The following is a 26,921-nucleotide window of genomic DNA, read 5'->3' as shown; positions in this document are numbered from 1 at the left end:
CATATTTATGCCTTTTTTCATGTTCTCTGCAGCAAAAAAACAGCCCGTTTTGCAACACGAGCTGTAGGTTTTATGTTTTTGCTTTCACAAAAAGCTGATTGATAGATGATAAATCAAAATTTTGCGTCAGAAAAGGCGGCGGAAATTGTTTGTTTTTCGGAGTGAGAACGGATTGGTAAACAGTATTGAGCCTTTTGGCCGCATGGGTAAAGGTAAATAAAGCTTCTACATGCTGTCGGGCGTTTTTTGTCATTTTGCTCATTAATTCTTGATCTGTAAAGGCTCTGTCAATTGCTTTTGCAAATGAAGAAGGTTTGTTGTATCTGTCGATGACAAGGCCGGTGACTTCGTCTTTTACGACTTCTCCGTTTCCGCCCCGGTTTGTGGTAATTAAGGGCGTGCCGGCCGCCATTGCTTCATAATTCACACGGGCGAGGGGTTCGTTCCACTGAGAGCTGCACACAAATACATCTGCCATCAGAAAAAGGTTTGGGATGTCGTCAGCGGGAATGAATTTTGTAAAGATTATGTGGTCTCTGTATGGCAGCGCCAGCGTGCGCAGATAGGTTACATATTGGTTTTCGCTGTCATCGCTGAACCACTTCCCGCCTGCTATGACCAGTACAGCATCAGGGTGCTGCTGCAAAATCCGTCTCATGCTGTGAATGAGAAGGTGAGGTCCTTTTGTCGGGCTTAAACGGCCGGCGAATAAAATAACTTTTTTATCTTCAATACCGTATTTTTTCCGGTATGTTTTTCTGACAGCCGAGCCTTTCATCGTCCAGACGGGCGGATAAGAGTTTAAATCAACGCCGGAATACACAACTTTTGTGATGTCCTCGGCTTCAGGGAAACGTTCAATGACGGTTTGTTTAATAAATTCGCTCACAGTTGTGATTATGGAGACATTGTCGAGTACTTCTTTTCCTTGCGCGAAGGTCATTTTTTTTTCAGAAAACATTTCGTTATGCAGGCTCAGAACGATCTTGCTGTTTGGTGAGGCTTTTTTATATAAAGAGACATTTAAAGGCCTGTTGAACACATGAATGAGGTCAAAGGAAGAGGCTCGCAGCTCTTCGGCTACCGCCTCGCGGTAATGTTCTTTTGGCAGATGGATATAATGTACGCCGTCTTTTGTTTCTCTTTTTGGAAGCCCTGGATCTTCTATTGAAAAAATAGTCAGGTCGTACCTGCTGCTGAAATAGGGCGTGACACCGTCAATCATCATTTGAATAGCGCCGCCGCGTACTGCGGGCGCCGGCAGCTTTTCTGTACAGATAAAGGCAAGCTTCATTTTTATTCCCCCTGATACAGCGACGATAAATAGGCGATTTCGTTGGTCAAGCCATCCTTTAAGGATGTGGCGGGATCATAATGCAAGAGCTGCTTTGCTTTTGAAATATCCGCCCACGTGTTGCGCGGTTCCCCTGCTATTTTGTCCGAAAAGTGCAGTGTTGCTTTTCTACCGGAAATATCCTCAATGAGGGAGACAACCTTTAAGACTGAGGCACGCTCAGCACCGCCGATATTTACTGTTTCACCAATAAGGTGGGGTTTCTCAAGAACAGCGGTGATGCCTTTGACACAGTCGCTGATATAAGTGAAATCTCTTGACTGCTGCCCATCACCGAAGATGGTAAGCGGCTTTTGCTGAAGGTGCTGCTTAATGAGCCGGTGAAAAGCCATATCCGGCCGCTGTCTTGGCCCGTATACGGTAAAAAAACGGAGAATCACAATTGGAATGTCAAAGCTTTGTTGATACACATGGCAAAGCTTTTCTCCCGTAAGCTTTGTTACCCCGTACGGAGATAAAGGAGAAAGCGACGTGTTTTCGCTGACTTTTCCTTGTTTTTCACCATAGACGGAAGAGGTGGATGCAAAGACGAACGTTTGAATAGAATGTTCCCGGCACGCCTCGAGGAGCCTTTGGAGCGCTTGGATATTATGTGCGGCATATGGGTGAAAATGACTGCCCCAGCTTGAGCGGACACCCGGTATGGCCGCCAAATGAAAGATGACGTCCACTCCTTCCAGTAAGGGAGCAAGATCCGCTGTCAGCAGATTTTCCTTTATGAACGTAAATCGCTTTTCCGGCAGCAGGTTTTTAAGGTTTTTTAATTTCAAGGAAAATGGAGTAGGACCGATAAAGTCATCGATTCCGATAACGTTATGTTTCTTATCTTTTAGTAATTCTTCGCAGAGGTGGGAGCCGATAAAGCCCGCTGCTCCTGTGACTAGTATTTTCATGGACGGCCAACTCCCGTACAGATCAGGCCGCAAGCCTCGATCAGTTCTTTTTTTAATACGTTGCGTCCGTCAATCACAAGACGCCCTTTCATGATGCCTGCAGCCTTTTTCCAATCAAACGCTAAAAACTCGGGCCATTCTGTCGCCAAAAATAAAAAGTCGCTTTCTTCGATCGCATCAAAAGCTTGAGAATGCTGAGTTACATGCTGCCGCAAATGTTCTGGAAGTACAGCTTCAGGATCATATGCATGAACATCACATCCCAGCTCCGCCAGCCTTTCCATCAGTCTGACAGCCTGAGAATTCCTGATGTCATCGGTATTCGGTTTGAAGGAAATGCCGAGTACAGCCGCTTTCTTGCCTTGAAGTGTTTCGAAGAATGACTGTATTTTTTTGATATACAGGCCGAGCTGGGTGTCATTAATGTGCTGCACGGCCCGGAGCAGGAAGGTCTCCGTGTTTTTTTTCTGGGCAGCAAATTGCAGCGCCTGCAGATCCTTTGGAAAACAAGAGCCTCCGTATCCGATGCCTGCCTGCAAAAAGTGCTCCCCGATCCTTGGGTCTAGACCGATAGCGCGGGAAATATCTGAGATATCTGATTGATAGGCTTCACATATGCGGGCCATTTCGTTAATGAACGAAATTTTGGCTGCTAAAAAGAAATTGTTGGCATATTTGATCAGCTCCGCTCCCGCTAAGCTTGTAACGATAAAAGGGGTATCAATGTGTTTGTAAATGGATTTGACGATGGCTGCCGATACGTGATCTTCTTCCTGAACACCGATGACTGTTTTGTCAGGATGCAGCATGTCATATAAGGCATTGCCTTCCCGCAGAAACTCAGGATTGGATACGATATTAAAGAGGTTTTTAGACACTCCGGAGGCAATCAGCTGTTTTGCTATGTTTTCATTTGTCCCGGGCGGAACAGTGCTTTTCGTAATGATGGTTTTATACGATCGGATTGCCTCTCTTAAATCACCGATGACGGACTGCAGGGCTTTCGTATCAGCTGATCCGTCCGAACGCGGCGGGGTTCCGACTGCGATAAAAATAACGGGACATTCCTCCATGCTCGATTTCACTTCAGAAGAAAACGAGAGATTGCCGCAACGAAGTATTGCATCTGAAAGCCCAGGCTCGTAAAAGGGAATGACTCCTTTTTTCAGCTGCCCGATTTTTTTGACGTCTTTGTCTGTGCATATCATGTCATGTCCGATGGATGCCAGTGCCGCTGATAGGGTTAAACCGACATACCCGGCGCCAACCACACAAATTTTCATCACCTGAGCTCCTTTACAAGATTACTGGTCATATATCAATATCCTATTAAAAAAGGGCTGGTTCGTGATTCCGCTTTCTGCCCAGTTGCTTCCGCCTAATTTCAGATGTACAAACATCGGGATGCGCTCTTGGAATATCATGTAATAAACATGAGCTGAGGGGAATATAACATGATAAAAAAAGCGATCATTCCTGCAGGCGGATTCGGCACGAGAAATCTGCCGGTGACGAAGGTGATTCCGAAAGAAATGTTTCCGGTAGGATCTAAGCCTGTGATTCATTATCTTGTTGAAGAATTAAAGGAGTCAGGCATTGAGGACATTTTGATGGTTGTATCGAGCCATAAAAATCTGATTGTCGACTATTTTGATTCCTCTTTGGCACTTGAGGCTTTTTTGGCCTCTAAGAATAAACTGCATTTGCTTAGTGAACATCCCATTCCGGATATACGGATTCACTATGTGCGGCAGCCTTATGCAAAGGGTCTTGGCGACGCCATTTCTTTCGGAAAGCAATTTGCAGGCGGAGAGCCTTTTGCCGTCGTTTTGCCTGATGATCTGATTTTTTCCGCCAATCAGCCGGCTTTGGGGCAGCTGATTGAAGTGTATACGAAATATCAGTCCAGTGTGATCGGCTTAAAAGAAACAAAAACGGAGGATTTACATCATTACGGGGTGATAAAAGGGGAGTCTGTTGAAAAAGGGCTTTATCGCATACAGGATATTGTGGAAAAACCTAAACAAAACCCTCCGTCTCATTTTGCCGCAGCAGGGCGTTATATTTTCACACCGGATATTTTTAATGAGCTGGAGGCATTAGAAGCTGATAGCGGAGGAGAAGTGCAGGTAACGGATGCGATAAAAGCTTCGCTCGGGGCATGTACCGTATACGGGAAATTGCTAGAGGGCGAGCGGTATGACATCGGCCTGCAAAAGGATTATCTGAAGCTGATTTACGATATGCTGAAAACGGAAAAGAACCCCCAATAATCGGGGGTTCAATCAGCGTGGAGATCGCCGAATGTGGTCATGATTCCCTCTTCGTCAAGTTCTTCTTCATAGCGCTCATGGGCTCTGCTTTGATAAACGGTAATTTCTTTTCCAGTGATATCTGTAGCGATGAAATTTTCGTAAGACTCCGTATTGCCGATATTCTCTTCGGCATTCATCGTCATATCATCATAGCTGAGCGGAGGGTTTTCCATATCCTGCGGCGTTTGTGAGTTACCATATTTTTCGACATCCTGATAGGAATCCTCACTGTCATATGGCGCTCTGATTTCTTCATCATCATCAAATTCAAATTGCCCGAATGGTGTTTCTTCTTCAATCGGACGGTCTTTGGAAACCACGTCCTGTGAAGAATACTCCGCGAGGGTTGTGGCAGTCGGAAGCGCTTCAAGTCGTTCGAAAGGGATTTCCTTTCCGCTGACTTCACAAATGCCATACGTACCGTTTTCTATCGCCTTCAATGAATGCTCAATGTCCCGAAGGTGCTCTCGCTCATGCAAGTCTAGAGCGATGTCTTTCTCACGCTCGTAAAGTTCTGTCGCCTGATCGCCGGGATGGTTGTCGTATGCCGAAAGCTCACCCCACGAATCATAAGGAAAGGCTGAGTTAAGCTGAAAATGGTCATTGTCTTTGAAACGGTTTAAGATATCTTTTTTCGTTTGTTCCAGTTCATTTTTTAAATGCTGAAGCTGTTCTTTCGTAAGCAATGTGATCGCCTCGTTTCTCTGTGATGCATACCTTTAGTATGAACAGATCGCCTGAGAACTTTCATAAATGGCGGGTGGAGGAATATAGGAGGTTTTCCTTTTATGGTAAGCGGATACAACCTTTGCTATCAGTGGAGAAAGAAATTTAAGCTTTGTTTCTTTTTCATTTCTGAAATTAGGTTTATAATAGGTAAGGCAGGCCATTTGGACTGCATGATCTGTGTTTGACACAAAGGAGACACAGGTGTATGGTATTAAAAGCATTTTAAGGATTATGGAGGAATGTCTCATGGTGACAACGGTGCAGCGTACGTTCCGAAAGGAAGTTCTACATGCATTACATAAAGCCAAAGAAGTCAACCATGCTGTCTTAATAAGCTATTCGAGACAAATCGAGTCTCTTGACCCTCTATCATTTTTCAATTACGGAGCAAAAAAATATACAGGCAATCGATTTTTTTGGTCAGATCCTGAAAGTGAATTGACAATAGTCGGTCTTGGCAAAGAAGCGGTTTTCCAGACAAATCAAAAAAACAGCGAGCGGTATCGTGAGGTTTTTGAACAATGGGAGCGCTTTAAAAAGACGGCTTTTCATATTTATGAAGAAGAAAAGCTGCAGCATTCTGCAGTGGGACCTGTGTTATTCGGAGGATTTTCTTTTGACCCTTGCGAAGAAAGAGGTTCACAATGGGACCATTTCTCGGAAGGGGATTTCTTTGTGCCTGCGCTTATGCTGACGATGACTGCTGAAGGCCCGTTCTTAACAGTTAACAGATGGGTAAGCGGAGGAGAAGACGCAGAAGCTGTTTTAGAAGGCTTAAAAGCTTTTGCGGCGGAATTTATGGTTCCCGATTTCAAGCAAGAAGATCAGGCTGTGATTGCAGCAGCCGAAGAGCTGGATAAGGATGATTGGCTGAAAGCAATCGAAACAGCCACAAGCCAAATTAAAGGGAAACAATATGATAAGGTTGTTCTTGCCCGAGAGCTGCTGCTCACGTTTGACGGTCCAATCCAAATAGAACCGGTGCTTAAAACCCTTCTGGACGATCAGCAGACAAGCTATGTTTTTGCAATTGAACAAGAAGGCAAAACTTTTGTCGGCGCGTCTCCGGAAAGACTGATCAAAAGAGACGGCGGCACTGTCATGTCTTCCTGTCTGGCAGGCTCCATTAAACGAGGCGTGAATGAAGAAGACGACTGCCGGATAGGCCTTGAATTATTAAACGATGAGAAAAACCTGCTTGAGCATGATATTGTGGTAGGTATGATTCATAATGCTTTTGTATCAAGCTGTTCAGAGGTTGAAAAGCCTGATGGACCTGTTTTGTACAAAACAAAAAGCGTTCAGCACCTGTTTACGCCGATTGTTGGACAGCTGCGCGAGTCTGCTTCGATTTTTGACTTAATTGAGAAGCTGCACCCCACTCCGGCACTTGGGGGATCACCTCAGGAAAAAGCTGTTGACGTGATCAGAGAGATTGAACCGATGTCTCGCGGCTGGTATGCGGCCCCTATCGGCTGGATTGACAGCCAGGATAACGGGGAATTCGCGGTAGCCATTCGTTCAGGGCTCATCGAAGGAAGCACAGCAAGGCTGTTTGCCGGGTGCGGTATTGTGGAAGACTCGGAACCAATCTCGGAATATGAAGAAACACAGATTAAATTAAAGCCGATGATCTCTGCATTAGGAGGTGAGAGGCGTTGACAGTCAACCCGATTACTCATTACATCGGAAGTTTTATTGATGAATTCGCCCTTTCCGGAATTACGGACGCCGTCGTTTGTCCGGGCTCAAGATCTACACCGCTGGCTGTTCTTTGTGCTGCGCATCCCGATATCAGCGTCCATGTCCAAATTGATGAAAGGTCTGCCGGATTTTTTGCCTTAGGTTTGGCAAAAGCGAAGCAGCGTCCCGTACTATTGATCTGTACATCTGGAACAGCCGCGGCCAACTTTTATCCGGCTGTGGTTGAAGCCCATTATTCAAGGGTGCCTATTATTGTGTTAACTGCTGATCGGCCTCATGAGCTGCGCGAAGTAGGCGCACCGCAGGCTATTAATCAGCACTTCTTATTCGGTAACTTTGTTAAGTTTTTCACAGACTCTGCTCTTCCTGAAGAGTCTCCGCAAATGTTGAGATACATCCGAACGCTGGCAAGCCGCGCTGCCGGAGAAGCACAAAAGCGCCCAATGGGGCCTGTCCATGTGAATGTGCCGCTGCGCGAACCGCTGATGCCGGATCTTTCAGATGAGCCGTTTGGAAGAATGAGAACAGGGCGTCATGTGTCTGTGAAAACGGGTACGCAGTCTGTTGACCGCGAGTCCCTGTCTGATGTGGCTGAGATGCTCGCAGAGGCTGAAAAAGGAATGATCGTCTGCGGAGAGCTCCATAGTGATGCGGACAAGGAAAACATTATTGCGCTTTCAAAAGCGCTTCAGTATCCAATTTTAGCGGATCCGCTGTCTAATCTGCGGAATGGTGTTCATGATAAAAGCACTGTTATTGATGCGTATGATTCGTTTTTAAAAGATGATGAGCTGAAGCGGAAACTTCGTCCTGATGTTGTCATTCGGTTTGGGCCGATGCCTGTTTCAAAACCGGTTTTCTTATGGCTTAAGGATGATCCGGCGATTCAGCAAATCGTGATTGACGGGGATGGAGGGTGGAGAGACCCGACACAGGCAAGCGCGCATATGATTCATTGTAATGCGTCTGTTTTTGCTGAGGAGATCATGGCAGGCCTTACTGCTGCCACCAGATCCTCAGAGTGGCTGGAAAAGTGGCAGTTTGTCAATGGGCGGTTCCGCGAGCATCTGCAAACAATCAGCAGTGAAGATGTTTCGTTTGAAGGTAATCTCTATCGAATCCTTCAGCATCTTGTGCCTGAAAACAGCTCGCTGTTTGTGGGAAACAGCATGCCGATCAGGGATGTTGATACGTTTTTTGAAAAGCAGGACCGCCCTTTCCGGATTTATTCAAACCGGGGAGCAAACGGGATAGACGGTGTCGTCTCCTCTGCCATGGGGGTATGTGAAGGAACAAAAGCGCCTGTTACCCTTGTGATTGGAGATTTATCTTTTTATCACGATTTAAACGGCCTGCTGGCGGCCAAAAAGCTGGGTATTCCTCTTACTGTGATTCTTGTCAATAATGACGGAGGAGGGATTTTCTCCTTTTTGCCGCAGGCTTCTGAGAAGACACACTTTGAAGATTTGTTCGGCACACCGACAGGGCTCGATTTCAAGCATGCGGCTGCACTTTACGGCGGAACGTATTCATGCCCGGCTTCTTGGGATGAATTCAAAACAGCTTACGCGCCGCAGGCAGACAAGCCCGGACTCCATTTGATTGAAATCAAAACGGATCGCCAATCAAGAGTCCAGCTTCATCGCGATATGCTGAATGAGGCTGTGCGGGAAGTGAAAAAACAATGGGAACTGTAAACATAACGGTATCAGATGGTGTCCGATATGCAGTGGCAGACGAGGGACCGAATGCTTCCGAAGCCATCGTCTGTCTGCACGGGTTTACCGGCAGCAAACAATCATGGACTTTTCTTGATGAAATGCTGCCTGATTCCCGTTTGATCAAAATTGATTGTTTAGGGCATGGGGAAACCGATGCCCCGCTGAATGGGAAAAGATACAGCACAAGCCGGCAAGTTTCTGACCTTGCCGAGATTTTTGATCAATTAAAACTTCACAAAGTGAAATTGATTGGGTATTCTATGGGAGGAAGGCTTGCTTACTCTTTTGCGATGACATATCCCGAGCGGGTATCGGCACTTGTGCTTGAAAGCACGACGCCGGGGCTCAAAACACTTGGGGAACGGCGGGAACGAATCATGCGGGACCGGAAGCTTGCTGATTTTATTTTACGAGACGGGCTCAAAGCGTTTGTTGCGTATTGGGAGAATATCCCTTTGTTTTCATCTCAGCAGAGGCTGGCTGAAGATATTCGGCACAGGATACGATCGGGCCGTCTGCGGAACAATAAGATTGGGCTTGCGAACAGTTTAACCGGCATGGGCACCGGTTCACAGCCTTCCTTGTGGAGCCGTGTAGAGGAAATAGATGTTCCTGTGCTTCTTATCTGCGGGGAGTGGGACGAAAAATTTTGCGCCATCAATCAAGAGGTGCATAAGATGCTTCCTTCTAGTAGAATAGAGATTGTTCCAAAAGCAGGACATACGGTCCATGTGGAACAGCCGCGATTGTTTGGTAAAATAGTGAGTGAGTTTTTGACAAGCATCTGACTCATTCACATAGAGAATAAAAGGAGGTCATCATATGGCTGAATGGAAAACAAAACGGACATACGATGAGATATTGTATGAAACGTATAATGGCATTGCAAAAATAACAATCAACCGACCTGAGGTACATAATGCGTTTACCCCTAAAACGGTTGCTGAAATGATTGATGCGTTTGCTGACGCAAGAGACGACCAAAACGTTGGGGTTATCGTGCTTGCCGGTGCAGGGGACAAGGCATTTTGTTCTGGCGGAGACCAAAAAGTGCGCGGCCACGGTGGATATGTAGGAGACGACCAGATCCCGCGTCTTAACGTATTGGATCTTCAGCGTTTAATCCGCGTCATCCCGAAACCGGTTGTTGCGATGGTGTCCGGATATGCGATCGGCGGAGGCCATGTGCTTCACATCGTATGTGACTTGACAATTGCTGCGGACAACGCAATTTTCGGACAAACAGGCCCTAAAGTGGGAAGCTTCGATGCAGGTTACGGTTCTGGCTACCTGGCTCGAATTGTAGGACATAAAAAAGCACGTGAAATCTGGTACCTATGCCGTCAGTACAACGCACAGGAAGCACTGGACATGGGTCTTGTCAACACAGTCGTTCCTTTGGAACAGCTTGAAGAAGAAACGATTAAATGGTGTGAAGAAATGCTTGAAAAAAGCCCGACCGCACTGCGCTTTCTTAAAGCTGCGTTTAACGCGGACACAGACGGACTTGCTGGAATTCAGCAGTTTGCAGGGGATGCTACCCTTCTTTACTACACAACAGATGAAGCAAAAGAAGGCCGTGATTCCTTTAAGGAAAAACGCAAACCAGATTTCGGACAGTTCCCTCGTTTCCCGTGATCAGCAATACTTAGTAAACCAACAGCTTGAGACTTTGCGGTCCAAGCTGTTTTCTTTTCAATACAGACATTTTACCTCGGAGATGATGACATGCTGACAGAACAGCCCAACTGGCTCATGCAGCGGGCACAGCTGACACCTGAGAGAATCGCTCTCATTTATAGAGACCAAACCGTGACATTTGCAGAATTATTTGCTGCGTCTAAACGAATGGCGGCACAGCTTGCCGCTCATTCGGTTCGGAAAGGGGATACTGCGGCTATTTTGCTCCAAAACCGTGCGGAAATGGTATACGCCGTTCACGCTTGTTTTTTGCTTGGTGTTAAGGCGGTGCTTTTGAATACGAAGCTGTCAACACATGAAAGGCTGTTTCAGCTGGAGGATTCGGGATCCGGCTTTTTATTGACAGATTCAAGCTTTGAGAAGAAAGAATATGAACACATCGTTCAAACGATTGATGTGGATGAACTGATGAAAGAAGCAGCAGAGGAAATTGAGATCCAGGCTTATATGCAAATGGATGCAACGGCAACGCTGATGTATACGTCGGGTACGACAGGAAAGCCCAAGGGAGTTCAGCAAACGTTCGGAAACCATTATTTCAGTGCGGTGTCGTCCGCTCTTAATTTGGGTATAACAGAACAAGACCGCTGGCTTATCGCATTGCCGCTCTTTCACATCAGCGGCTTGTCCGCATTATTTAAATCTGTGATCTATGGAATGACTGTCGTGCTTCACCAGCGTTTTTCCGTAAGCGATGTGCTGGATTCTATCAACAGGCATGAAGTGACAATGATATCTGCGGTGCAGACTATGCTGGCCAGTCTTTTGGAAGAAACAAACCGCTGCCCTGAATCCATCAGATGCATTCTTCTCGGCGGCGGTCCTGCACCGCTGCCATTGCTTGAGGAATGCCGTGAGAAAGGATTCCCTGTCTTTCAGTCATATGGAATGACAGAAACATGCTCGCAAATTGTTACCCTGTCGCCGGAATTCAGTATGGAAAAGCTCGGATCTGCGGGGAAACCGCTGTTTTCGTGTGAAATCAAAATAGAGCGGGACGGACAGGTATGTGAACCGTTTGAACACGGTGAAATTATGGTCAAAGGCCCGAATGTCATGAAAAGCTATTTTAACCGGGAGAGCGCAAACGAAGCCTCTTTTCAAAATGGCTGGCTGAAAACAGGTGATCTTGGTTATTTGGACAATGAAGGCTTTTTATATGTATTAGACAGACGTTCAGATCTGATCATTTCTGGCGGAGAAAACATTTATCCGGCCGAAGTGGAGTCAGTGCTGCTTTCACACCCCGCTGTGGCCGAAGCCGGGGTTTCAGGGGCTGAGGACAAAAAATGGGGGAAAGTGCCTCACGCCTATCTTGTCCTTCACACGCCTGTGAGCGCAGAAGAATTGACTGACTACTGTAAAGAACGCTTGGCGAAGTATAAAATTCCGGCAAAATTCTATGTGCTTGACCGCCTGCCGCGCAATGCGTCTAATAAGCTCTTGCGAAATCAGCTGAAGGATGCGCGTAAAGGAGAACTGCTATGATCGAAATAGAAAAAATCACGCTTTACCATTTGAGCATGAACTTAAAGAAACCGTTTAAAAACAGTATCGAAACGCTTCAAGAGCGTAAATTTCTGATCGTGGAAGCCATTGATACAACAGGTGTCACAGGCTGGGGAGAAGTTTCCGCTTTCTCTTCGCCTTGGTACACCGAGGAAACCATTGGAACATGTTTGCATATGCTAAAAGATTTTTTTATCCCAAATGTCGTCGGCCGTGAATTCAATCATCCTTCAGAAGTGCCGGACAGCCTGGCGCGGTATAAAGGAAACCGGATGGCAAAAGCGGGACTTGAATCGGCTGTATGGGATATTTATGCCAAAAAGAAGGGCGTATCCCTTGCTGAGGCATTGGGCGGAACAAGAGATAAAGTCCCTGCCGGGGTGGTAGTCGGCCTGGCGCCTCTTGACGATATGCTGAAGGAAATAGAGAGCTATCAAAAAGAAGGTTATCAAAGAATAAAAATTAAAATTCAGCCTGGGCAGGATGTGGAATTGGTCAAGGCCATCCGTAGCCGATTCCCAAACATCCCGCTTATGGCCGATGCCAATTCCTCTTACGAACTGAAGGATATCAGCCGCTTAAAGGAGCTTGATGACTACCATTTAATGATGATTGAGCAGCCCCTTCAATCCGACGATATCGTTGACCACCGCCACCTGCAGAAACATTTGAAAACGGCCATTTGCCTTGATGAGAGCATTTGTTCAGTTGATGATGCGAGACGGGCAATTGAGCTAGGAAGCTGCAAAATTATTAATATAAAACCTTCTCGTGTCGGCGGCTTAACAGAAGCCTTAAAAATTCATGATTTATGCAAAGAGCATCATATGCAGGTTTGGTGCGGCGGAATGCTGGAAACAGGCATATCAAGAGCGCAGAACGTGGCGCTTGCTTCACTGCCTCAATTCACAATACCTGGCGATATATCTTCATCCTCACGCTATTGGGATAAAGATATTGTAACTCCTGATATTCGTATTGATAATGGATTTATTTCTGTGTCAAAACAGCCTGGTTTAGGGGTTGAGGTAAACCAAGACATTATGCGAAAATATGTGACCAAAATGGATGTTTTCACACAGCATGGTTAAGAAAAAAGCATTTTGCTATTTTGAATAAATGACACTGTGCTGTTACAGTAAAAGTGTTCGTTGAATACATCCCTTCTCGTTTGGACCGGCTGCTGACCCAGCCGGTTTTTTTATGTAAATTAGCTTGACAAAAATGGCCAAACGCGATAATTTTGCACAAAGGAAACTTTTTGTCCTGTGTAAATAAAACATGCTTTTGGCTAATTTAATGTCACATGTCTAAGAACTGACAACATAAGATAAAACAATCGGACATTGATGGCAAAGAGGAGGAGAAATATGAGACGAGGGCTGATGGCAGCAGTGCTTTTTGCGACCTTTGTTTTAACGGGATGCGGAACGGATTCAGCCGGAAAAAGCGCTGATCAGCAATTACAAGTGACAGCGACAACATCTCAAATTGCCGATGCAGCAGAAAACATCGGAGGTGAACATGTAAAAGTCACCTCTTTAATGGGACCGGGGGTTGATCCGCACCTCTACAAAGCTTCCCAAGGTGACACGAAAAAATTAATGTCTGCCGATGTTGTTCTGTACAGCGGGTTGCATTTGGAAGGGAAAATGGAGGATGTCCTCCAAAAAATCGGCGAACAAAAACAATCGGCGGCAGTAGCTGAGGCCATTCCGAAAAATAAGCTTATTCCCGCGGGGGAAGGCAAGACGTTTGATCCCCACGTCTGGTTCAGCATTCCGTTATGGATCTATGCGGTGGATGAAATTGAAGCGCAATTCAGCAAAGCAATGCCTCAGCACGCAGATGCCTTTCGGAAAAATGCCAAAGAGTACAAAGAAGATTTGCAATATTTAGACAAGTGGTCGCGTAAAGAGATCGCACATATTCCGGAGAAAAGCCGTGTGCTTGTGACTGCTCATGATGCGTTTGCGTACTTTGGGAATGAGTATGGATTTAAGGTAAAAGGCCTGCAGGGACTCAGCACAGATTCGGACTATGGATTAAGGGATGTTCAGGAGCTGGTTGATCTTCTGACAGAAAAACAAATAAAAGCTGTGTTCGTAGAAAGCAGTGTATCTGAAAAATCAATCAATGCAGTAGTGGAAGGCGCTAAAGAAAAAGGCCATACAGTCACAATCGGCGGTCAGCTTTATTCGGATGCCATGGGTGAAAAGGGCACAAAAGAAGGCACATACGAAGGAATGTTCCGCCACAATATCAACACGATTAGTAAAGCGCTTAAATAAAGAAAAGAGGTGAAGGATATGTTCCCTGTTGAGCTTGATAATGTGACGGTTGCTTATCATAAAAAGCCTGTACTGCAGGACATTTCGCTGCAGGTGCCGGAAGGAAAACTTATTGGCATTATCGGCCCAAACGGCGCGGGAAAATCAACCTTGATCAAAACGATTCTCGGTCTTGTGCCCCGTGCTTCCGGAGACATCTCTATTTACGGCAAAGACTATAAGGATCAGCGGACCAGAATCGGATATGTTCCGCAGCGCGGCACGGTTGACTGGGATTTCCCCACAAGCGCGCTCGATGTCGTCCTAATGGGAAGATACGGGAGAATCGGTTTATTAAAGAGGCCAAAGAAAGCGGATGTGGAGATGGCGAAGGCCGCATTAGCAAAAGTCGGGATGCTTGATTATGCGAAGAGGCAGATCAGCCAGCTGTCAGGCGGCCAGCAGCAGCGGGTGTTTCTTGCCCGGGCACTCTGCCAGAACGCTGACATTTATTTTATGGATGAACCGTTTGCAGGTGTCGATGCAGCGACGGAGCGGGCGATTATGACGCTGTTGGCAGAACTCAAAGAAAAAGGAAAAACCGTGCTTGTCGTCCATCATGACCTGCAGACCGCCGAGGATTATTTCGATTGGATCTTACTGCTTCATTTAAGAAAAATCGCTTTCGGACCGGCGGAAAACGTTTTTACGATCGAAAACCTGCAAAAAACATATGGAGGAAGGCTTACGTTTTTAAAAGATAAAGTGCTGGCAGAAGGACATAAGGAGTGAGCGCGATGTTTGAAAGTTTGTGGCTGCAGCTCCAGCATCCGAATACACAGTGGGTGCTGGCCGGTACGCTTTTGCTCGGGATGGCAAGCGGTGTTTTGGGCAGCTTTGTGCTGCTGAGAAAGCAAAGTTTAATCGGCGATGCGATGGCCCATTCAGCTCTGCCGGGAGTGTGTCTCGCTTTTCTGTTCACTGGGCAAAAATCACTGCCTTTCTTTTTGCTGGGTGCGGCGCTCGTCGGGCTGCTCGGAACGTTTTGTATTCAGCTGATTCCGCGGCTTTCAAAAACAAAGGAGGACTCGGCGATCGGGATTGTTCTTTCTGTGTTTTTTGGCGTCGGGATCATTCTGCTGACATATATTCAGCAACAGGGGGCGGGAAGCCAAAGCGGGCTTGATTCTTTTTTATTCGGCCAGGCTGCTTCATTGGTCAGGCAGGATATCATCCTTATTGCAGGAATATCCGCTGCTCTACTGCTCCTATGTATTGTTTTCTTTAAGGAATTTACATTGATTACTTTTGATCTCGCGTTTGCAAAGGGATTAGGAATCCCGGTGCGTTTTTTAAATGGGCTTTTGGCTTGTCTGATTGTCTGTGCTGTCGTCATTGGGCTTCAGACTGTTGGTGTGATATTAATGGCGGCTATGCTGATTACACCTGCCATAGCTGCGAGATATTGGACCGAACGATTAACCGGGATGATCGTCATTGCCGGGATGACAGGCGGGGTCAGCGGCGTGGCCGGAACCCTGCTTAGCACCACGATGAAGGGAATGGCGACAGGGCCATTAATGATCTTATCTGCAACGCTGCTCTTTCTTTTTTCAATGATTTGCGCGCCTAAGCGGGGATTGGCTGCTAAAGCCATAAGGCTGATGAGGCTGCGGCGCAGAACAAGCAGGGAGCAAGTGCTTTTGGAGATTTATGAACAGTATGAAAAGAATAATCTTTGTGTAACTGTTGAAAGTGTAAGAAAGAAAAGACGCCTATCCCCTTCATTATGCCTTAAGGCATTAAATGACTTGGAACAAGAGAGGTGCATTGAGCGTATCGAAAATGGAATTTGGCAAATCACAAGCAAAGGGATAGAAAAAGGCTATCACACAGCTTTGAAGCAGCGGATGTATGAAGTGTATCTCATGCATGAAATGGAACTTGCCAATATAGAATCCGATCAGGACTGCTTTGATCCGGACCGTTTACCGAGAGAAACGAGAGAGCGGCTTTATTCACTCTTAAAGCTGTATGGACGGATGCCAGAGCGTCGAAAAGCGTCTCATGATGCCGAGAAGGGACAGATCGCAAATGAGTTTTGAAGCATGGATTATAGCTACCGGTGTATTAGTCGGTGTAAGCTGCGGATTGATCGGCACATTTCTTGTGCTGAGAAGCATGGCGATGCTGGCCGACGCAATCAGTCATACAGTGTTGCTTGGCATTGTCGGCGCTTTTCTAGTGACGGGAAGTCTCGATGGGATTTCTATGTTTATTGGCGCAGCCGCAACCGGTCTGTTAACGGCTTTCTTGGTTCAGCTTCTTCATAGCAAGGGGGTTCAATCAGATGCTGCCATAGGAGTTGTGTTTACATCCTTATTTGCAATCGGGGTTATTTTGCTTTCTGTGTATGGAGCGAATGTCCATCTCGATATTGAGCACTCGTTAATGGGAGAAATCGCTTTTGTGCCGTGGAATACGGTGACGGTATTCGGGGTTGATATTGGGCCGAAAGCGTTTTGGATGCTGACATCTGTTCTGGTTTTAAACGTAGTGTTGATCAGTGTGTGCTATAAGGAGTTTAAAATCGCTTCGTTTGATCCTCAAATGGCTTTAGCCTTGGGAATACCAGTTTTGCTCATTCATTACGTGCAAATGGGCATGCTGTCCCTGACGACTGTTGCTTCCTTTGATTCGGTTGGTGCCGTATTGGTTGTGGCCATGCTGATTGTTCCGCCGGCTGCGGCACATTTGTTGACAGACCGGCTTCTTTATATGCTGATTCTCAGCGCGTTGATTGGCGGGCTGTCGGCGGTCATGGGCTATTTCTTCGCAACGTGGCTTAATGTTTCGATTTCAGGAGCGATGGCAGCCATGACAGGTGTATGTTATGCAAGCGCCTTTTTGTTTTCACCTGCAAACGGGGTCATAACTAAAAAGCTGAGAACACTCAACATGCAAAAAGAAAGAGCTGGCTGATGCAGCTCTTTCTTTTAATTACAAATCATGCGGCTTAAACGTTTTGCAGTCTGTTTCCCGGCTGTTTTCAGCCGTTTCACCAGTATGGCTGACAACATAAATGGCATCAGCGGTGCATTTGTTACCTTTGCCCCAATAAGAACAGTTGTTGACCTCACATAGAATTTTCTGCTCCATGCCATCCCCTCCTTATAAAGGTTCTGGATTAGTATAGCCGGCTGGCTTGCCCTCTATTCCTCCTGGCGGATATAGCGTTTATCTCGCATAAACATTTTCCAGAAGAAATAAAAGCCCGGAAATAGAATGATAAATGCAACGATATAAGTCGCAAACAGCGCCCTGAACGTTGCTGGCTCTGTGAAGCCTGACATGACTGTCACATCAGGATAAATCATATACGGAAGATGCGCCCGCCCGTACGCGTAGCTTGCGAGAAAATACTGTATCCCAATCGCGACAAGTGCAAGCCGCGGTTTTCCGATGTTTTGCCCAAAGCTCTTATTAGGCAGAAAAAGGGCGATTCCAGCAATGACAAATGTAATGAACGATGCAATAATCCAAGTAAAATCATTCAGCATTCCGCTGTACAGCCAGTTTGCTTCATTCCGCATTGTTACCATGATGCATACAGCAAACAACAGTGAAATCGGGCCGGTAATCAGGGCGCTTTTTCTGTAGGCTCGGTACGCATCCTGTTCCTCTGCCACATTTGAAACATCTGCAAGCAGCAGCGAGGACAAAAATAAGGTGCTTAAAATCGCAAACCCGATAAATGAATAGGCGTTGGGGCTTGAAAAGATTTTAGACATATTTAAGTTATAGATTCCATCCGTTTTTTCTATAAACCCTCCGTGTGTCACAGGAAGCACCAAAATTAAAATAGCAGGAATGATAAAGCCGGAGATGCCGGAAATATATCTTAGCGTTTTCCGCTCCTTTGCTGTATTTGAAAAAACGAGAAATCCGCTTCGAATCGCTAAAAGCAGCAAAATCATGCTTCCGGGAATTAATAAAACGGTTCCGAGCACAAATGTCGCGCCGGGGAAAAAACTGAAAAGCGCCACGACGATGGCCACAATAAAGACGTTTGTGACCTCCCAAGTCGGGGACAAAAAGCGATTCGCAATATCGGTGGCCTTCATATGCTCCTTATTTAAATAGATCATAGACCAAAATCCCGCTCCAAAATCCATTGTCGCCATGACGGCGTAAATAAACACAAAGCCCCAGATAATTGAGATGGCGATCAGAGCGTCAGTTGAAATCTCCATTTGTCGATCTTCCTTCCATTTGGTTTCCTGTTTGCGAAGCCATTACGACTCCGCTGTATTTAAATCTTCGTCAACCGGGTGCTTGCGGAAATAATACAGCAGCACGTAGACAACAGCTGCGCCTAACACGGCATAAACAAATGTGAAAAATAAGAACAGCACCCCGATCGAGCCAGTCGTTGTTACGACATCTGACGTTTTCAGCAGATGATAGATGACCCAAGGCTGCCTCCCCGTACATGCGAAAATCCAGCCGAATTCAATGCCGATGAGACTAAAAGGGCCTGCTGTCATGAAAATGACCAAAAGCCACGTTGGGAAACGGTCTTTCTTGAGCACCTTTCTCCAGATCACTCCGATAATGGAATAAAGAATAAGCAGCATGCCTACACCGACCATCGCATTAAACAGCGTGTGAATGAAAAGCGGCGGCCATTCATCTCTCGGAAATGCATTTAATCCCTTTACAACAGTGTCAAAACGGTTCGCTGCCAAAAAGCTTAAAGCCCATGGAATCTCGATTGCCCATTTTACTTTTTCTTCATTCGGGTCGGTAAAACCGCCGATAGCGAGCGGGGCGTGGGATCTTGTTTCAAACAGGCCTTCCGCACCGGCTAATTTTTCGGGCTGGTATTCGTACAGCATCTGTGCAGATTCGTGTCCGTTCAAAGCGGTCAGCAATGAAAAAATACCGCCGATCGTCAGTGCGAGCAAAAGGGCTTTCCGGTGAAAGCGATAGACCTTTTCCTTTTTCCTCGTCCGGATCATTTTATACGCCGCAACAGAAGCCACGATAAACGCACCGGTCATAAACGCGGACAGCACGACATGGCCGGCAGTGATAAAAAAGCTAGGATTAAAAAACGCAGCCCACGGGTCAACATCTGTAATTTTTCCGTTTAAAATTTTAAAACCGGCGGGTGTACCTTCAAAAGCGTGAACATTCGTAATCAGAACAGCTGATGCTGCTGCCCCGACTAACACAAAGAAAACAGCAACAATCCTCATTGCAGGTGACAAACGGTCTGCAGCGTATACATAAATCGACATGAATAGGGCTTCAACAAAAAAAGCATAGATTTCAATTTGAAATGGCAGGGACATCACCCGGCCGATGACTTCCATAAATCCCGGCCATAAAAGCGCGAGCTGAGTGCCCGCGATCGTTCCGGTCGGTATGGCGACCCCCAGCAAAACGGCTTGTGCTTTCGTCCATCTTTTCGCCATGATCGCATAATGGTCATCTTTCGTTTTTTGATAGATCAATTCCGCCACTAAAATCATGAGCGGGAGACCGACTCCAAGCGTTGCGAAAATGATATGAAAGCCCATTGTCGTGCCAAAGAGGCTTCTGGCCAAAACTAAATCATCCACAATCGTAAACCACCTTTCTAAAAAGACGTTCTGTATGTATTTTAGGTTTATTATTTGCTTCCTCGGTTAGATTATTCTTCCTATTCTTAAATGCCATGAGGTTTACGATGTGAAAACAGAGGGAAGGATATAAGAAGATTGACAAAACGTTTGTAAGGTTATAAAATAAAACGTAATTATTACGATTTATTGAAAGGAGATTCACATGAAAGAAGGAATTCATCCGAAGAACCACAAAGTGATATTTCAGGATGTCAACAGCGGCTACCGTTTTCTCAGCACCTCTACGAAAACATCTAATGAAACAGCAGAGTGGGAAGACGGAAACACATATCCTGTCATTAAAGTAGAAGTAAGCTCTGACACGCATCCGTTTTATACTGGCCGCCAGAAATTCAATGAAAAAGGCGGACGAGTTGAGCAGTTCAAAAAACGCTATAACATGGGGAAATAAGGCAGACCAGAGGGTTTGTCTTTTTTTATTATGACGAATAAACAAGGGTTGTGATATATTGAAGAGTAAAAAGAATAGAAAGGGACAACGAACATGAGTCTTCTAAATGATATTCTCGAATTTAACAAGACATTTACTGAACAAAGAGAGTATGAAAAGTATCAAACATCAAAATTTCCAGATAAAAAAATGGCGATTCTTTCTTGCATGGATACTCGTCTGGTTGAACTGCTGCCGCATGCGATGAATTTGCGAAACGGTGATGTGAAAATCATTAAAAGTGCCGGTGCGCTTGTGACACACCCATTCGGAAGCATCATGAGAAGTATACTCGTCGCAGTGTACGAGCTGAATGCAGATGAGGTGTGTGTGATCGGGCATCACGATTGCGGCATGAGCAAAATCAGCAGCAAAAGCATGCTTGAAAAAATCAAAGCAAGAGGGATTCCGGAAGAACGCATCGAAACAATAAAGTACTCCGGTGTAGACTTTGATCAATGGTTTAAAAGCTTTGATTCAGTGGAAGCGAGTGTGAAAGACAGCGTAGATGTTATTAAACATCACCCGCTGTTCCCTGAAAACGTTCCGGTCCATGGCTTAGTCATTGATCCTAAAACCGGAAAACTGGATCTTATCGTAAACGGTTATAACAATTAATGTTTTTGTTTCTTTTCAGGAACGGGATCGACTCCTCCCGGATGGAACGGGTGGCATTTCAAAATCCGTTTGATTGTCAGCCATCCGCCTTTTAAAGCGCCATGTGTTTTAATCGCTTCGATTCCATATTGGGAACAGGTCGGATAAAAGCGGCACGTTGGCGGTGTCAGGGGCGAGATGAATTTTTGATATCCTCTGATCAGAGCGATGAATAGGGTTTTCATGTTTCTTCAGCAACCTTTCTGATGCAAGTATAAGAAAAAAAACACAGATTGAAAAGTTAATCAATAATTCTTATCGGAAAAGTATGTTATAATGAAATTACATTTTTAAAAAAGGGGAGAGTGCCATTATGCCTTCAGTAGAAAGTTTTGAGCTTGATCATAATGCGGTTGTTGCTCCATATGTAAGACATTGCGGCGTGCATAAAGTAGGAACAGACGGCGTTGTAAATAAATTTGACATTCGTTTTTGCCAGCCAAATAAACAGGCGATGAAGCCTGACACCATTCACACACTCGAGCATTTGCTCGCGTTTACGATTCGTTCTCATGCTGAGAAATACGATCATTTTGATATCATTGATATTTCTCCAATGGGCTGCCAGACAGGCTATTATCTAGTTGTGAGCGGAGAGCCGACATCAGCGGAAATCGTTGATCTGCTTGAAGACACAATGAAGGAAGCGGTAGAGATTACAGAAATACCAGCTGCGAATGAAAAGCAGTGCGGCCAAGCGAAGCTTCATGATCTGGAAGGCGCTAAACGTTTAATGCGTTTCTGGCTTTCACAGGATAAAGAAGAATTGCTAAAAGTATTTGGCTAAAATAGAAAGGACCTTTTTGCGCATAAGCAAAAAGGTCTTTTTTGTGACGTCTCATATTTTATGTACCATTTGCTGTAAGCGTTTGCTACTATTTAGGTAAACGATGAAAGGGTGATGGCATGAAAAAGATGTTGGTTGTTCTGCTTTTTTCTGCTTTATTGCTTAATGGATGCGGATCTGGTGAAAGCAAAGCAAATACAGCTGAGACGCCGGAGGTTTTGGATGTCAAGCTGACCGGGCCTGAAAAAGTAAATCCCGGAGAAAGCGCTGCTTATGAAGCAGCCGTATCATATGGTGATGAAGCTGTGACGGATGCCGATGAAGTAGAGTTTGAAGTATGGAAAGAAGGGGAAAAAGACGCAAGCCAAATGTTTAAGGCGAAACAAGAAAAAGGCGTATACCGATTGGAAACGACGTTTAAGGAAGATGGTGTATACACTGTCCAATCCCATGTCACAGCAAAAAAACAGCATAGCATGCCGACCTTAAAAGTCCAAGTCGGAGACGCCGATGCTGCCAGCAATCAGTCAGAAGAGGAGCATTCACATCATCATTGATTGTGTGAATCAGAGTGATTTTCTTGTGGTGGATCAATGGTATGCTTTACATTATAGGCTTTTACAGTCGTCCAAATGGTTACAAGCAAAACAGCCAGCACAATCAAAATACTTATCGTAATGAGAAGCGTCATGACATTCCACCTCCCGTTTTTTAACAATTGTAGCATAATAGAAGAAATCGTGACAGATAAGGGTAAAAAAGAGGTTTTAGCGTACGATATTAAGGGTATACATAGTCATATAACAAGGAGGAGATACCATGTCAGAACAATTGATTCAAGCAGTGAACAAACAAGTAGCCAACTGGACAGTCATGTATGTGAAACTACATAATTATCACTGGTATGTGAAAGGAAAAGATTTCTTCACTCTTCATGAAAAGTTTGAGGAGCTGTACAATGAAACGGCAACTTATATTGATGACTTAGCAGAACGTCTTTTGGCGCTGAACGGAAAACCGATTGCAACAATGAAGGAATCCTTAGAAACGGCTTCTGTCAAAGAAGCTGCTGGAAATGAAACAGCTGAACAAATGGTTCAAAGCGTATATGATGATTTCACAGTCATCGCGGAAGAACTGAAAAACGGCATGGATTTAGCTGATGAAGTCGGTGACGAAACAACAGGGGACATGCTTCTTGCGATCCATCAAAATATTGAAAAACATAACTGGATGCTAAAAGCTTACCTAGGTTAAATTCAAAAATAGAACGGCCGGATGTCTTAAAAAAAGACGTCCGGCTTTTCTTTTTGTATCTTAAAAATAGGCGACAACCAGTCCATTTTTCTGAAAAATCCAATCCGTTCGGCTTGTTTACCATAGAATATCGTAAGGCCGTTTCTGTGAAAGGATGTTGGGATAAATGGATAGAGACTTTGGCATCTTTTCGTTTTTAGCAGTCAGCGTTTCAGCAGCGGGTTTTTTCTTTGGAGGTTTTCAGTATTCATTTCTGATTTTGCTCTCTCTTATGGCAATTGAATTTATCAGTACGACTTTGAAGGAAACCATTATTCACAAACTGTCATTTAAAAAGATATTTGCCCGGCTTGTCAAAAAATTAGTCACGCTGGCTCTGATCTCTGTATGCCACTTTTTTGATCAGCTGCTGAATACACAGGGATCAATTCGTGACTTGGCTATTATGTTTTATATTCTTTATGAATCTGTGCAAATTGTTGTGACAGCCAGCTCTCTTGGCATACCGGTTCCTCAGATGCTTGTCGATCTTTTAGAAACGTTAAAAAATAAATTTAAGCGCAAACCGTAACTTTTCTCTGTTCGAGGGTCATAATAAAGCCCAGAGCGTCGGCCGCACTTTTCGGCAAAAGCTATCGCAAAAAACTGTACGAGCTAGTCTGCATTCAGAACCTGACGGCGTGCTGGGTTTCCCTTATTTTTTGATAAAAGGCTTCCGAAGAAACGTAACTGTGGTATGATGTATGGAAGATAGCTAGGAACGGATTTGAGGGATAAACATGTACGAGTTTAAAGATTATTATCAGAATACTGTTCAGCTTTCCTTTGACGATCAGCCTTTCTCGGACAGCCCGAAGCATGTCTGGGTGATTTGCCGTTTTGGCGGCAAATGGCTTTTAACAGAACATGAGGACAGAGGCTATGAGTTTCCAGGCGGGAAAGTAGAGCCGATGGAGTGCGCAGAAGAGGCTGCGCTCCGGGAAGTAAAGGAAGAGACGGGCGCGAGAGTCAAAAGCCTCAAGTATCTCGGACAGTATAAAGTTCTCGGAAAAGAAAAAGTGATTGTAAAAAATATATATTTTGCAGATATAGAAAAGCTTGAAAAGCAGGCTGATTACTTTGAAACGAAAGGCCCGGTTTTGTTTCACGAGCTTCCGGAGAACCTTTCCCGCAATAAAAAATTCAGCTTTATTATGAAGGATTCCGTACTTCCGATCAGCTTGAAAAAACTGAAAGAATCTGGATGGATTGAATAAAAAAACCCGGCACATATGCCGGGTTTTTTATGTCCTCCCCTTCGTCCATTTCTTTTCCAGCAGCTCGACGCCCTGATACATCAGAGTGGCGAAGATGGCGATGATCAGCAGGCTTAAGAATACGAGTGTAAAATTGAAGACTTGGAATCCGTAAATAATCATATATCCTAATCCGACCTTCGAAACGAGGAATTCCCCTACAATGACGCCAACCCATGATAAACCGACGTTCACTTTTAGTGTTGAAATAATCGCGGGGGAGGATGCAGGCAGTATGACTTCTTTAAAAATAACCCACTTTTTTGCGCCGAATGTTTTCATGACTTTCGTATAGTTTTCGTCGACCTCTTGGAAGGCGGTGTAGACAACGATGGTTGTGATAATGACGCTGATGATGGCTCCCATCGCAATGATGCTGATAAAACTGGGACCGAGCGCGACAATCAGGATCGGGCCTAGGGCCACTTTCGGCATTGCATTCAAAATCACAAGATACGGATCTAAAATTCTGGCAAGTCGGTTAGACCACCATAACAAAGCGGCGAGACACGTGCCCATAAACGTCCCAAGCAAAAAGCCAAGCACCGTTTCAAATAAAGTGACGCCGATGTGTGACAGTAAAGAACCGTCACCAAGTTTCTCCAGCAATAATCGCCACACAGCTGATGGAGAGCTGAAGATCAGCGGATCGATCCAGCCCTGCCTGCTGGAGATTTCCCAGCCCGAGAAAAAGAGAATAAATATGGCAAGCTGAAAGGAATGGACCTTCCACTTTTCCTTTTTCTGTTTGAATTGATACTGCTCGTGAAGCAGATCAATGGTTTCTTTGCTGTTTCTCAAGAGAATTCAGCTCCTTCCATATCGTTTGAAACAGTGTCTGGAAGGAAGGTTCCTGACGGGCGTCAAAAGGCAACATCGCGGCCAATTCCTTAGGAATGGTAAAAATCTGATGGATGGTGCCCGGCTGATTTGAAAATAAAAAGATCGTATCGCTCATCGCTATCGCTTCCCCTATATCATGAGTGACAAGCACTGCTGTTTTTTGATATTCCTTTAATGTGCGGAATACCAGGTTTTCCAAAGACAGCTTTGTCTGAAAATCAAGCGCGGAAAATGGCTCATCCAGCAAAAGCAGACTAGGGTTAGGCGCAAGTGTTCTTGCAAGCGCAGCCCGCTGGCGCATCCCGCCTGACAGCTCTTTCGGATATTTTTTCTCCACATCTATGAGGCCGAACTCCGGCAATAGACCGAGTGCAGCGGCTTTGCTTTCTTCTGTCAGCGTGTCGGCGATTTTTAAACCGAGAAGCACATTTTCCTCGATAGATTTCCAGGGAAATAAGTAATCCTGCTGAAGCATATAGCCAATATTATGTTCTTTTTGATTCGGCTCACGGCCTTCAATCAGAACTCTGCCTTCTGATGGCTCAATCAAACCGGCAATAATGGAAAGCAATGTTGTTTTTCCGCAGCCGCTTGGGCCGAGAAATGAGATGAAATCGCCTTTTTCGGCATCGAAATGAATATCCCGCACAGCCGTTGTTTTTTCTTTAATAGAAAAATAAGTATGGGTTACATGGTCGACATGTAAGAAAGACATAGATGGCGCCTCCTATTTCTCCGAGGTGACTTTTTCAGCAATTTCTTTATTTACAAGCTGATTGTATGGAATGTGCTTCGGCAGTTCTCCCGATTGATCCATAATGGTTTGGAGAAGCTCCCATTCTTTTTCATTAAGCAGAGGGTCTGGTGAATATGAATGCTGTTTTTTATAGCGTTCAATGGATGTTTCGATGACGTCTGGGTCGGTATCATCAAATTCATCTTTAATGGCATCTGTGATGTCCTTCGCAGAATGGTTTTCAACCCACTGCTGCGCCTTATAAATGGCCTTTGTAAACTTGACGGCTGTGTCTTCATTTTTCTTCAAATAGCTTTGTTTCGCCATAAAAGTCGTATAAGGAACCTCTCCTGATTCTTCTCCGAATGAAGCCACGATATGGCCGATGCCTTTTTTCTCAAAGAGAGAAGCCTGCGGTTCAAAGAGCTGTACATACTCACCGGTTCCAGAAGCAAACGCATTGGCAATATTGGCGAAGTCTATGTTCTGGATGAGGTCTATATCCTTATGCGGGTCAATCTTATGTTTGTTCAGTACATACTCGCCGACCATTTGCGGCATGCCGCCTTTTCGCTGACCGAGAAACGTTTTTCCTTTCAGCTGATCCCAGTCGAAGTGTTCAACATCTTCTCTCGCGACAAGAAACGTTCCGTCTGTCTGAGTCAGCTGGGCGAAATTAATGACGGGATCTTTAGCCCCTTGCGCTTCGACATAAATAGATGTTTCTGACCCGACAAGCGCGATGTCGGAGCCGTTGGAAAGAAGCGATGTCATCGTTTTGTCTCCGCCCCAGGTCGTATTCACATCGACATCAAGCCCTTCTTCTTTAAAAAACCCTTTAGACTCAGCAACATATAAAGGTGCGTAAAAAATTGAATGGGTCACTTCAGCTACTTTGACTTTTGTGAGCGTTTCTTCCTGCTTGCAAGCCGCCAGGGCGATCATCAGAAAGATACTGCAGACACAGGCGAAGCCCAGCCTTAACCATCTGTTCACATAGACAACCTCCTTATTTCGCATCAAGTTAATA

General features: G+C 45.2%; 30 protein-coding genes. 18 read left to right on the top strand and 12 right to left on the bottom strand.

Annotated elements, in window-relative coordinates; translation table 11 throughout:
- Window positions 1-70: 70 nt before the first annotated feature.
- Genes QF06_RS13625 through QF06_RS13615 form a run of 3 tightly spaced genes read right to left on the bottom strand, consistent with a single transcriptional unit; the run spans window position 71 to window position 3,530 of the window.
- Complete coding sequence (locus tag QF06_RS13625; RefSeq protein ID WP_041851137.1) at window positions 71-1,294, bottom strand: glycosyltransferase family 4 protein; 1,224 nt, start codon at window positions 1,292-1,294, stop codon at window positions 71-73.
- Window positions 1,295-1,296: 2 nt separating this feature from the next.
- Window positions 1,297-2,247 (bottom strand): NAD-dependent epimerase/dehydratase family protein, encoded by a 951-nt coding sequence (locus tag QF06_RS13620; protein WP_032726473.1) that lies wholly within the window; start codon window positions 2,245-2,247, stop codon window positions 1,297-1,299.
- Entirely contained in the window at window positions 2,244-3,530 is a 1,287-nt protein-coding gene (locus tag QF06_RS13615) for a UDP-glucose dehydrogenase family protein (RefSeq protein WP_038829930.1), read from the bottom strand. The genes QF06_RS13620 and QF06_RS13615 overlap by 4 nt, the downstream gene beginning before the upstream one ends.
- Window positions 3,531-3,701: 171 nt before the next feature.
- Here QF06_RS13615 and QF06_RS13610 point away from each other — a divergent pair, with 171 nt between their 5' ends.
- Window positions 3,702-4,520 (top strand): UTP--glucose-1-phosphate uridylyltransferase, encoded by an 819-nt coding sequence (locus tag QF06_RS13610; RefSeq protein ID WP_021480369.1) that lies wholly within the window; start codon window positions 3,702-3,704, stop codon window positions 4,518-4,520.
- A gap of 8 nt (window positions 4,521-4,528) precedes the next feature.
- Here QF06_RS13610 and QF06_RS13605 read toward each other — a convergent pair whose 3' ends face one another.
- On the bottom strand, window positions 4,529-5,248 hold the full coding sequence (locus QF06_RS13605; protein WP_003229046.1) for a yteA family sporulation protein: 720 nt from the start codon (window positions 5,246-5,248) through the stop codon (window positions 4,529-4,531).
- A 289-nt stretch (window positions 5,249-5,537) separates the two neighbouring features.
- On the opposite strand from QF06_RS13605, the gene QF06_RS13600 reads away from it, so the two are divergent.
- The 10 genes from QF06_RS13600 to mntD all read left to right on the top strand — a co-directional run bounded on the left by QF06_RS13600 (window position 5,538) and on the right by mntD (window position 17,178).
- Window positions 5,538-6,953 (top strand): isochorismate synthase, encoded by a 1,416-nt coding sequence (locus QF06_RS13600; protein WP_015714577.1) that lies wholly within the window; start codon window positions 5,538-5,540, stop codon window positions 6,951-6,953.
- Window positions 6,950-8,692: a 2-succinyl-5-enolpyruvyl-6-hydroxy-3-cyclohexene-1-carboxylic-acid synthase gene (gene menD / locus QF06_RS13595; RefSeq protein WP_041851136.1), complete on the top strand. Its 1,743-nt coding sequence runs from the start codon at window positions 6,950-6,952 to the stop codon at window positions 8,690-8,692. Before QF06_RS13600 ends, menD begins: the two co-directional genes overlap by 4 nt.
- Window positions 8,680-9,504: a 2-succinyl-6-hydroxy-2,4-cyclohexadiene-1-carboxylate synthase gene (gene menH / locus QF06_RS13590; protein ID WP_041851135.1), complete on the top strand. Its 825-nt coding sequence runs from the start codon at window positions 8,680-8,682 to the stop codon at window positions 9,502-9,504. Before menD ends, menH begins: the two co-directional genes overlap by 13 nt.
- A gap of 34 nt (window positions 9,505-9,538) precedes the next feature.
- Window positions 9,539-10,354: a 1,4-dihydroxy-2-naphthoyl-CoA synthase gene (gene menB / locus QF06_RS13585; RefSeq protein WP_003229054.1), complete on the top strand. Its 816-nt coding sequence runs from the start codon at window positions 9,539-9,541 to the stop codon at window positions 10,352-10,354.
- A gap of 90 nt (window positions 10,355-10,444) precedes the next feature.
- Window positions 10,445-11,905 carry an o-succinylbenzoate--CoA ligase gene (locus QF06_RS13580; RefSeq protein WP_041851134.1) on the top strand — a complete coding sequence of 487 codons (1,461 nt, stop codon included), beginning with the start codon at window positions 10,445-10,447 and terminating at the stop codon, window positions 11,903-11,905.
- On the top strand, window positions 11,902-13,017 hold the full coding sequence (gene menC / locus QF06_RS13575) for an o-succinylbenzoate synthase (RefSeq protein ID WP_041851133.1): 1,116 nt from the start codon (window positions 11,902-11,904) through the stop codon (window positions 13,015-13,017). The genes QF06_RS13580 and menC overlap by 4 nt, the downstream gene beginning before the upstream one ends.
- A gap of 279 nt (window positions 13,018-13,296) precedes the next feature.
- The gene (gene mntA / locus QF06_RS13570; RefSeq protein WP_041851132.1) at window positions 13,297-14,217 is read left to right on the top strand and encodes a manganese ABC transporter substrate-binding protein/adhesin MntA; all 921 of its coding nucleotides are present in this window, start codon (window positions 13,297-13,299) and stop codon (window positions 14,215-14,217) included.
- 18 nt (window positions 14,218-14,235) lie between these two features.
- On the top strand, window positions 14,236-14,988 hold the full coding sequence (gene mntB, locus QF06_RS13565; protein ID WP_041851131.1) for a manganese ABC transporter ATP-binding protein MntB: 753 nt from the start codon (window positions 14,236-14,238) through the stop codon (window positions 14,986-14,988).
- A 5-nt stretch (window positions 14,989-14,993) separates the two neighbouring features.
- Window positions 14,994-16,301: a manganese ABC transporter permease MntC gene (mntC, locus tag QF06_RS13560; RefSeq protein ID WP_041851130.1), complete on the top strand. Its 1,308-nt coding sequence runs from the start codon at window positions 14,994-14,996 to the stop codon at window positions 16,299-16,301.
- Window positions 16,291-17,178: a manganese ABC transporter permease MntD gene (mntD, locus tag QF06_RS13555; RefSeq protein ID WP_041851129.1), complete on the top strand. Its 888-nt coding sequence runs from the start codon at window positions 16,291-16,293 to the stop codon at window positions 17,176-17,178. Before mntC ends, mntD begins: the two co-directional genes overlap by 11 nt.
- Window positions 17,179-17,196: 18 nt before the next feature.
- Here the strand turns inward: mntD and QF06_RS21430 are convergent, their stop codons facing one another.
- From QF06_RS21430 to QF06_RS13545, 3 genes are read right to left on the bottom strand one after another with little or no spacing between them, the layout of a single operon-like run.
- Window positions 17,197-17,355, bottom strand: coding sequence for a DUF1540 domain-containing protein (locus tag QF06_RS21430; protein WP_003229069.1), 159 nt, complete (start codon window positions 17,353-17,355; stop codon window positions 17,197-17,199).
- Between the two features lie 53 nt (window positions 17,356-17,408).
- Window positions 17,409-18,449, bottom strand: a complete 1,041-nt coding sequence (locus QF06_RS13550; protein WP_014477746.1) for a cytochrome d ubiquinol oxidase subunit II — start codon at window positions 18,447-18,449, stop codon at window positions 17,409-17,411.
- Window positions 18,450-18,491: 42 nt separating this feature from the next.
- Complete coding sequence (locus QF06_RS13545) at window positions 18,492-19,823, bottom strand: cytochrome ubiquinol oxidase subunit I (protein ID WP_032726463.1); 1,332 nt, start codon at window positions 19,821-19,823, stop codon at window positions 18,492-18,494.
- Window positions 19,824-20,028: 205 nt separating this feature from the next.
- Here QF06_RS13545 and QF06_RS13540 point away from each other — a divergent pair, with 205 nt between their 5' ends.
- Both QF06_RS13540 and QF06_RS13535 read left to right on the top strand, forming a co-directional pair.
- Window positions 20,029-20,277, top strand: a complete 249-nt coding sequence (locus QF06_RS13540) for a type B 50S ribosomal protein L31 (protein ID WP_003219346.1) — start codon at window positions 20,029-20,031, stop codon at window positions 20,275-20,277.
- A 93-nt stretch (window positions 20,278-20,370) separates the two neighbouring features.
- Window positions 20,371-20,934 carry a beta-class carbonic anhydrase gene (locus QF06_RS13535; RefSeq protein ID WP_003229074.1) on the top strand — a complete coding sequence of 188 codons (564 nt, stop codon included), beginning with the start codon at window positions 20,371-20,373 and terminating at the stop codon, window positions 20,932-20,934.
- Here QF06_RS13535 and yidD read toward each other — a convergent pair.
- Window positions 20,931-21,158, bottom strand: a complete 228-nt coding sequence (gene yidD, locus QF06_RS13530; protein WP_003229076.1) for a membrane protein insertion efficiency factor YidD — start codon at window positions 21,156-21,158, stop codon at window positions 20,931-20,933. The genes QF06_RS13535 and yidD overlap by 4 nt on opposite strands.
- A gap of 128 nt (window positions 21,159-21,286) precedes the next feature.
- On the opposite strand from yidD, the gene QF06_RS13525 reads away from it, so the two are divergent.
- Both QF06_RS13525 and QF06_RS13520 read left to right on the top strand, forming a co-directional pair.
- A complete protein-coding gene (locus QF06_RS13525) occupies window positions 21,287-21,760 on the top strand; it encodes an S-ribosylhomocysteine lyase (RefSeq protein WP_003219361.1) in 474 nt (157 codons plus the stop codon).
- A gap of 119 nt (window positions 21,761-21,879) precedes the next feature.
- On the top strand, window positions 21,880-22,317 hold the full coding sequence (locus tag QF06_RS13520; protein ID WP_014477743.1) for a FixH family protein: 438 nt from the start codon (window positions 21,880-21,882) through the stop codon (window positions 22,315-22,317).
- Here the strand turns inward: QF06_RS13520 and ytzI are convergent.
- A complete protein-coding gene (gene ytzI / locus QF06_RS21425) occupies window positions 22,311-22,451 on the bottom strand; it encodes a YtzI protein (protein WP_003229081.1) in 141 nt (46 codons plus the stop codon). The genes QF06_RS13520 and ytzI overlap by 7 nt on opposite strands.
- A gap of 128 nt (window positions 22,452-22,579) precedes the next feature.
- On the opposite strand from ytzI, the gene QF06_RS13510 reads away from it, so the two are divergent.
- The 3 genes from QF06_RS13510 to ytkD all read left to right on the top strand — a co-directional run bounded on the left by QF06_RS13510 (window position 22,580) and on the right by ytkD (window position 24,273).
- The gene (locus QF06_RS13510; RefSeq protein ID WP_003229083.1) at window positions 22,580-23,017 is read left to right on the top strand and encodes a Dps family protein; all 438 of its coding nucleotides are present in this window, start codon (window positions 22,580-22,582) and stop codon (window positions 23,015-23,017) included.
- Between the two features lie 166 nt (window positions 23,018-23,183).
- Entirely contained in the window at window positions 23,184-23,588 is a 405-nt protein-coding gene (locus QF06_RS13505; RefSeq protein ID WP_021480358.1) for a phage holin family protein, read from the top strand.
- A 208-nt stretch (window positions 23,589-23,796) separates the two neighbouring features.
- Window positions 23,797-24,273 carry an RNA deprotection pyrophosphohydrolase gene (gene ytkD / locus QF06_RS13500; protein ID WP_003229087.1) on the top strand — a complete coding sequence of 159 codons (477 nt, stop codon included), beginning with the start codon at window positions 23,797-23,799 and terminating at the stop codon, window positions 24,271-24,273.
- 27 nt (window positions 24,274-24,300) lie between these two features.
- On the opposite strand, the gene QF06_RS13495 is transcribed toward ytkD, so the two are convergent.
- Genes QF06_RS13495 through QF06_RS13485 form a run of 3 tightly spaced genes read right to left on the bottom strand, consistent with a single transcriptional unit; the run spans window position 24,301 to window position 26,887 of the window.
- Window positions 24,301-25,113: an ABC transporter permease gene (locus QF06_RS13495; RefSeq protein WP_003229090.1), complete on the bottom strand. Its 813-nt coding sequence runs from the start codon at window positions 25,111-25,113 to the stop codon at window positions 24,301-24,303.
- Window positions 25,088-25,870, bottom strand: coding sequence for an ABC transporter ATP-binding protein (locus QF06_RS13490; RefSeq protein WP_003229092.1), 783 nt, complete (start codon window positions 25,868-25,870; stop codon window positions 25,088-25,090). The genes QF06_RS13495 and QF06_RS13490 overlap by 26 nt, the downstream gene beginning before the upstream one ends.
- A gap of 12 nt (window positions 25,871-25,882) precedes the next feature.
- Entirely contained in the window at window positions 25,883-26,887 is a 1,005-nt protein-coding gene (locus QF06_RS13485; protein ID WP_041851127.1) for an ABC transporter substrate-binding protein, read from the bottom strand.
- Between the last annotated feature and the right edge of the window lie 34 nt (window positions 26,888-26,921).

This window comes from Bacillus sp. YP1 (assembly GCF_000877815.1).
Lineage (GTDB): Bacteria > Bacillota > Bacilli > Bacillales > Bacillaceae > Bacillus > Bacillus subtilis.
Note: the sequence above shows the minus strand (reverse complement) of the source record. Positions and strands in the feature narration are given on the sequence as shown.

What these genes read in the sequence shown, in the direction of transcription:
- QF06_RS13625 (WP_041851137.1), bottom strand. Translation starts at nt 1,294, where the DNA reads ATGAAGCTTGCCTTTATCTGTACAGAAAAGCTGCCGGCGCCCGCAGTA.
- QF06_RS13620 (WP_032726473.1), bottom strand. Translation starts at nt 2,247, where the DNA reads ATGAAAATACTAGTCACAGGAGCAGCGGGCTTTATCGGCTCCCACCTC.
- QF06_RS13615 (WP_038829930.1), bottom strand. Translation starts at nt 3,530, where the DNA reads ATGAAAATTTGTGTGGTTGGCGCCGGGTATGTCGGTTTAACCCTATCA.
- QF06_RS13610 (WP_021480369.1), top strand. Translation starts at nt 3,702, where the DNA reads ATGATAAAAAAAGCGATCATTCCTGCAGGCGGATTCGGCACGAGAAAT.
- QF06_RS13600 (WP_015714577.1), top strand. Translation starts at nt 5,538, where the DNA reads ATGGTGACAACGGTGCAGCGTACGTTCCGAAAGGAAGTTCTACATGCA.
- menH (WP_041851135.1), top strand. Translation starts at nt 8,680, where the DNA reads ATGGGAACTGTAAACATAACGGTATCAGATGGTGTCCGATATGCAGTG.
- menB (WP_003229054.1), top strand. Translation starts at nt 9,539, where the DNA reads ATGGCTGAATGGAAAACAAAACGGACATACGATGAGATATTGTATGAA.
- QF06_RS13580 (WP_041851134.1), top strand. Translation starts at nt 10,445, where the DNA reads ATGCTGACAGAACAGCCCAACTGGCTCATGCAGCGGGCACAGCTGACA.
- menC (WP_041851133.1), top strand. Translation starts at nt 11,902, where the DNA reads ATGATCGAAATAGAAAAAATCACGCTTTACCATTTGAGCATGAACTTA.
- mntA (WP_041851132.1), top strand. Translation starts at nt 13,297, where the DNA reads ATGAGACGAGGGCTGATGGCAGCAGTGCTTTTTGCGACCTTTGTTTTA.
- mntB (WP_041851131.1), top strand. Translation starts at nt 14,236, where the DNA reads ATGTTCCCTGTTGAGCTTGATAATGTGACGGTTGCTTATCATAAAAAG.
- mntC (WP_041851130.1), top strand. Translation starts at nt 14,994, where the DNA reads ATGTTTGAAAGTTTGTGGCTGCAGCTCCAGCATCCGAATACACAGTGG.
- mntD (WP_041851129.1), top strand. Translation starts at nt 16,291, where the DNA reads ATGAGTTTTGAAGCATGGATTATAGCTACCGGTGTATTAGTCGGTGTA.
- QF06_RS21430 (WP_003229069.1), bottom strand. Translation starts at nt 17,355, where the DNA reads ATGGAGCAGAAAATTCTATGTGAGGTCAACAACTGTTCTTATTGGGGC.
- QF06_RS13550 (WP_014477746.1), bottom strand. Translation starts at nt 18,449, where the DNA reads ATGGAGATTTCAACTGACGCTCTGATCGCCATCTCAATTATCTGGGGC.
- QF06_RS13540 (WP_003219346.1), top strand. Translation starts at nt 20,029, where the DNA reads ATGAAAGAAGGAATTCATCCGAAGAACCACAAAGTGATATTTCAGGAT.
- QF06_RS13535 (WP_003229074.1), top strand. Translation starts at nt 20,371, where the DNA reads ATGAGTCTTCTAAATGATATTCTCGAATTTAACAAGACATTTACTGAA.
- yidD (WP_003229076.1), bottom strand. Translation starts at nt 21,158, where the DNA reads ATGAAAACCCTATTCATCGCTCTGATCAGAGGATATCAAAAATTCATC.
- QF06_RS13525 (WP_003219361.1), top strand. Translation starts at nt 21,287, where the DNA reads ATGCCTTCAGTAGAAAGTTTTGAGCTTGATCATAATGCGGTTGTTGCT.
- QF06_RS13520 (WP_014477743.1), top strand. Translation starts at nt 21,880, where the DNA reads ATGAAAAAGATGTTGGTTGTTCTGCTTTTTTCTGCTTTATTGCTTAAT.
- ytzI (WP_003229081.1), bottom strand. Translation starts at nt 22,451, where the DNA reads ATGACGCTTCTCATTACGATAAGTATTTTGATTGTGCTGGCTGTTTTG.
- QF06_RS13510 (WP_003229083.1), top strand. Translation starts at nt 22,580, where the DNA reads ATGTCAGAACAATTGATTCAAGCAGTGAACAAACAAGTAGCCAACTGG.
- QF06_RS13505 (WP_021480358.1), top strand. Translation starts at nt 23,184, where the DNA reads ATGGATAGAGACTTTGGCATCTTTTCGTTTTTAGCAGTCAGCGTTTCA.
- ytkD (WP_003229087.1), top strand. Translation starts at nt 23,797, where the DNA reads ATGTACGAGTTTAAAGATTATTATCAGAATACTGTTCAGCTTTCCTTT.
- QF06_RS13490 (WP_003229092.1), bottom strand. Translation starts at nt 25,870, where the DNA reads ATGTCTTTCTTACATGTCGACCATGTAACCCATACTTATTTTTCTATT.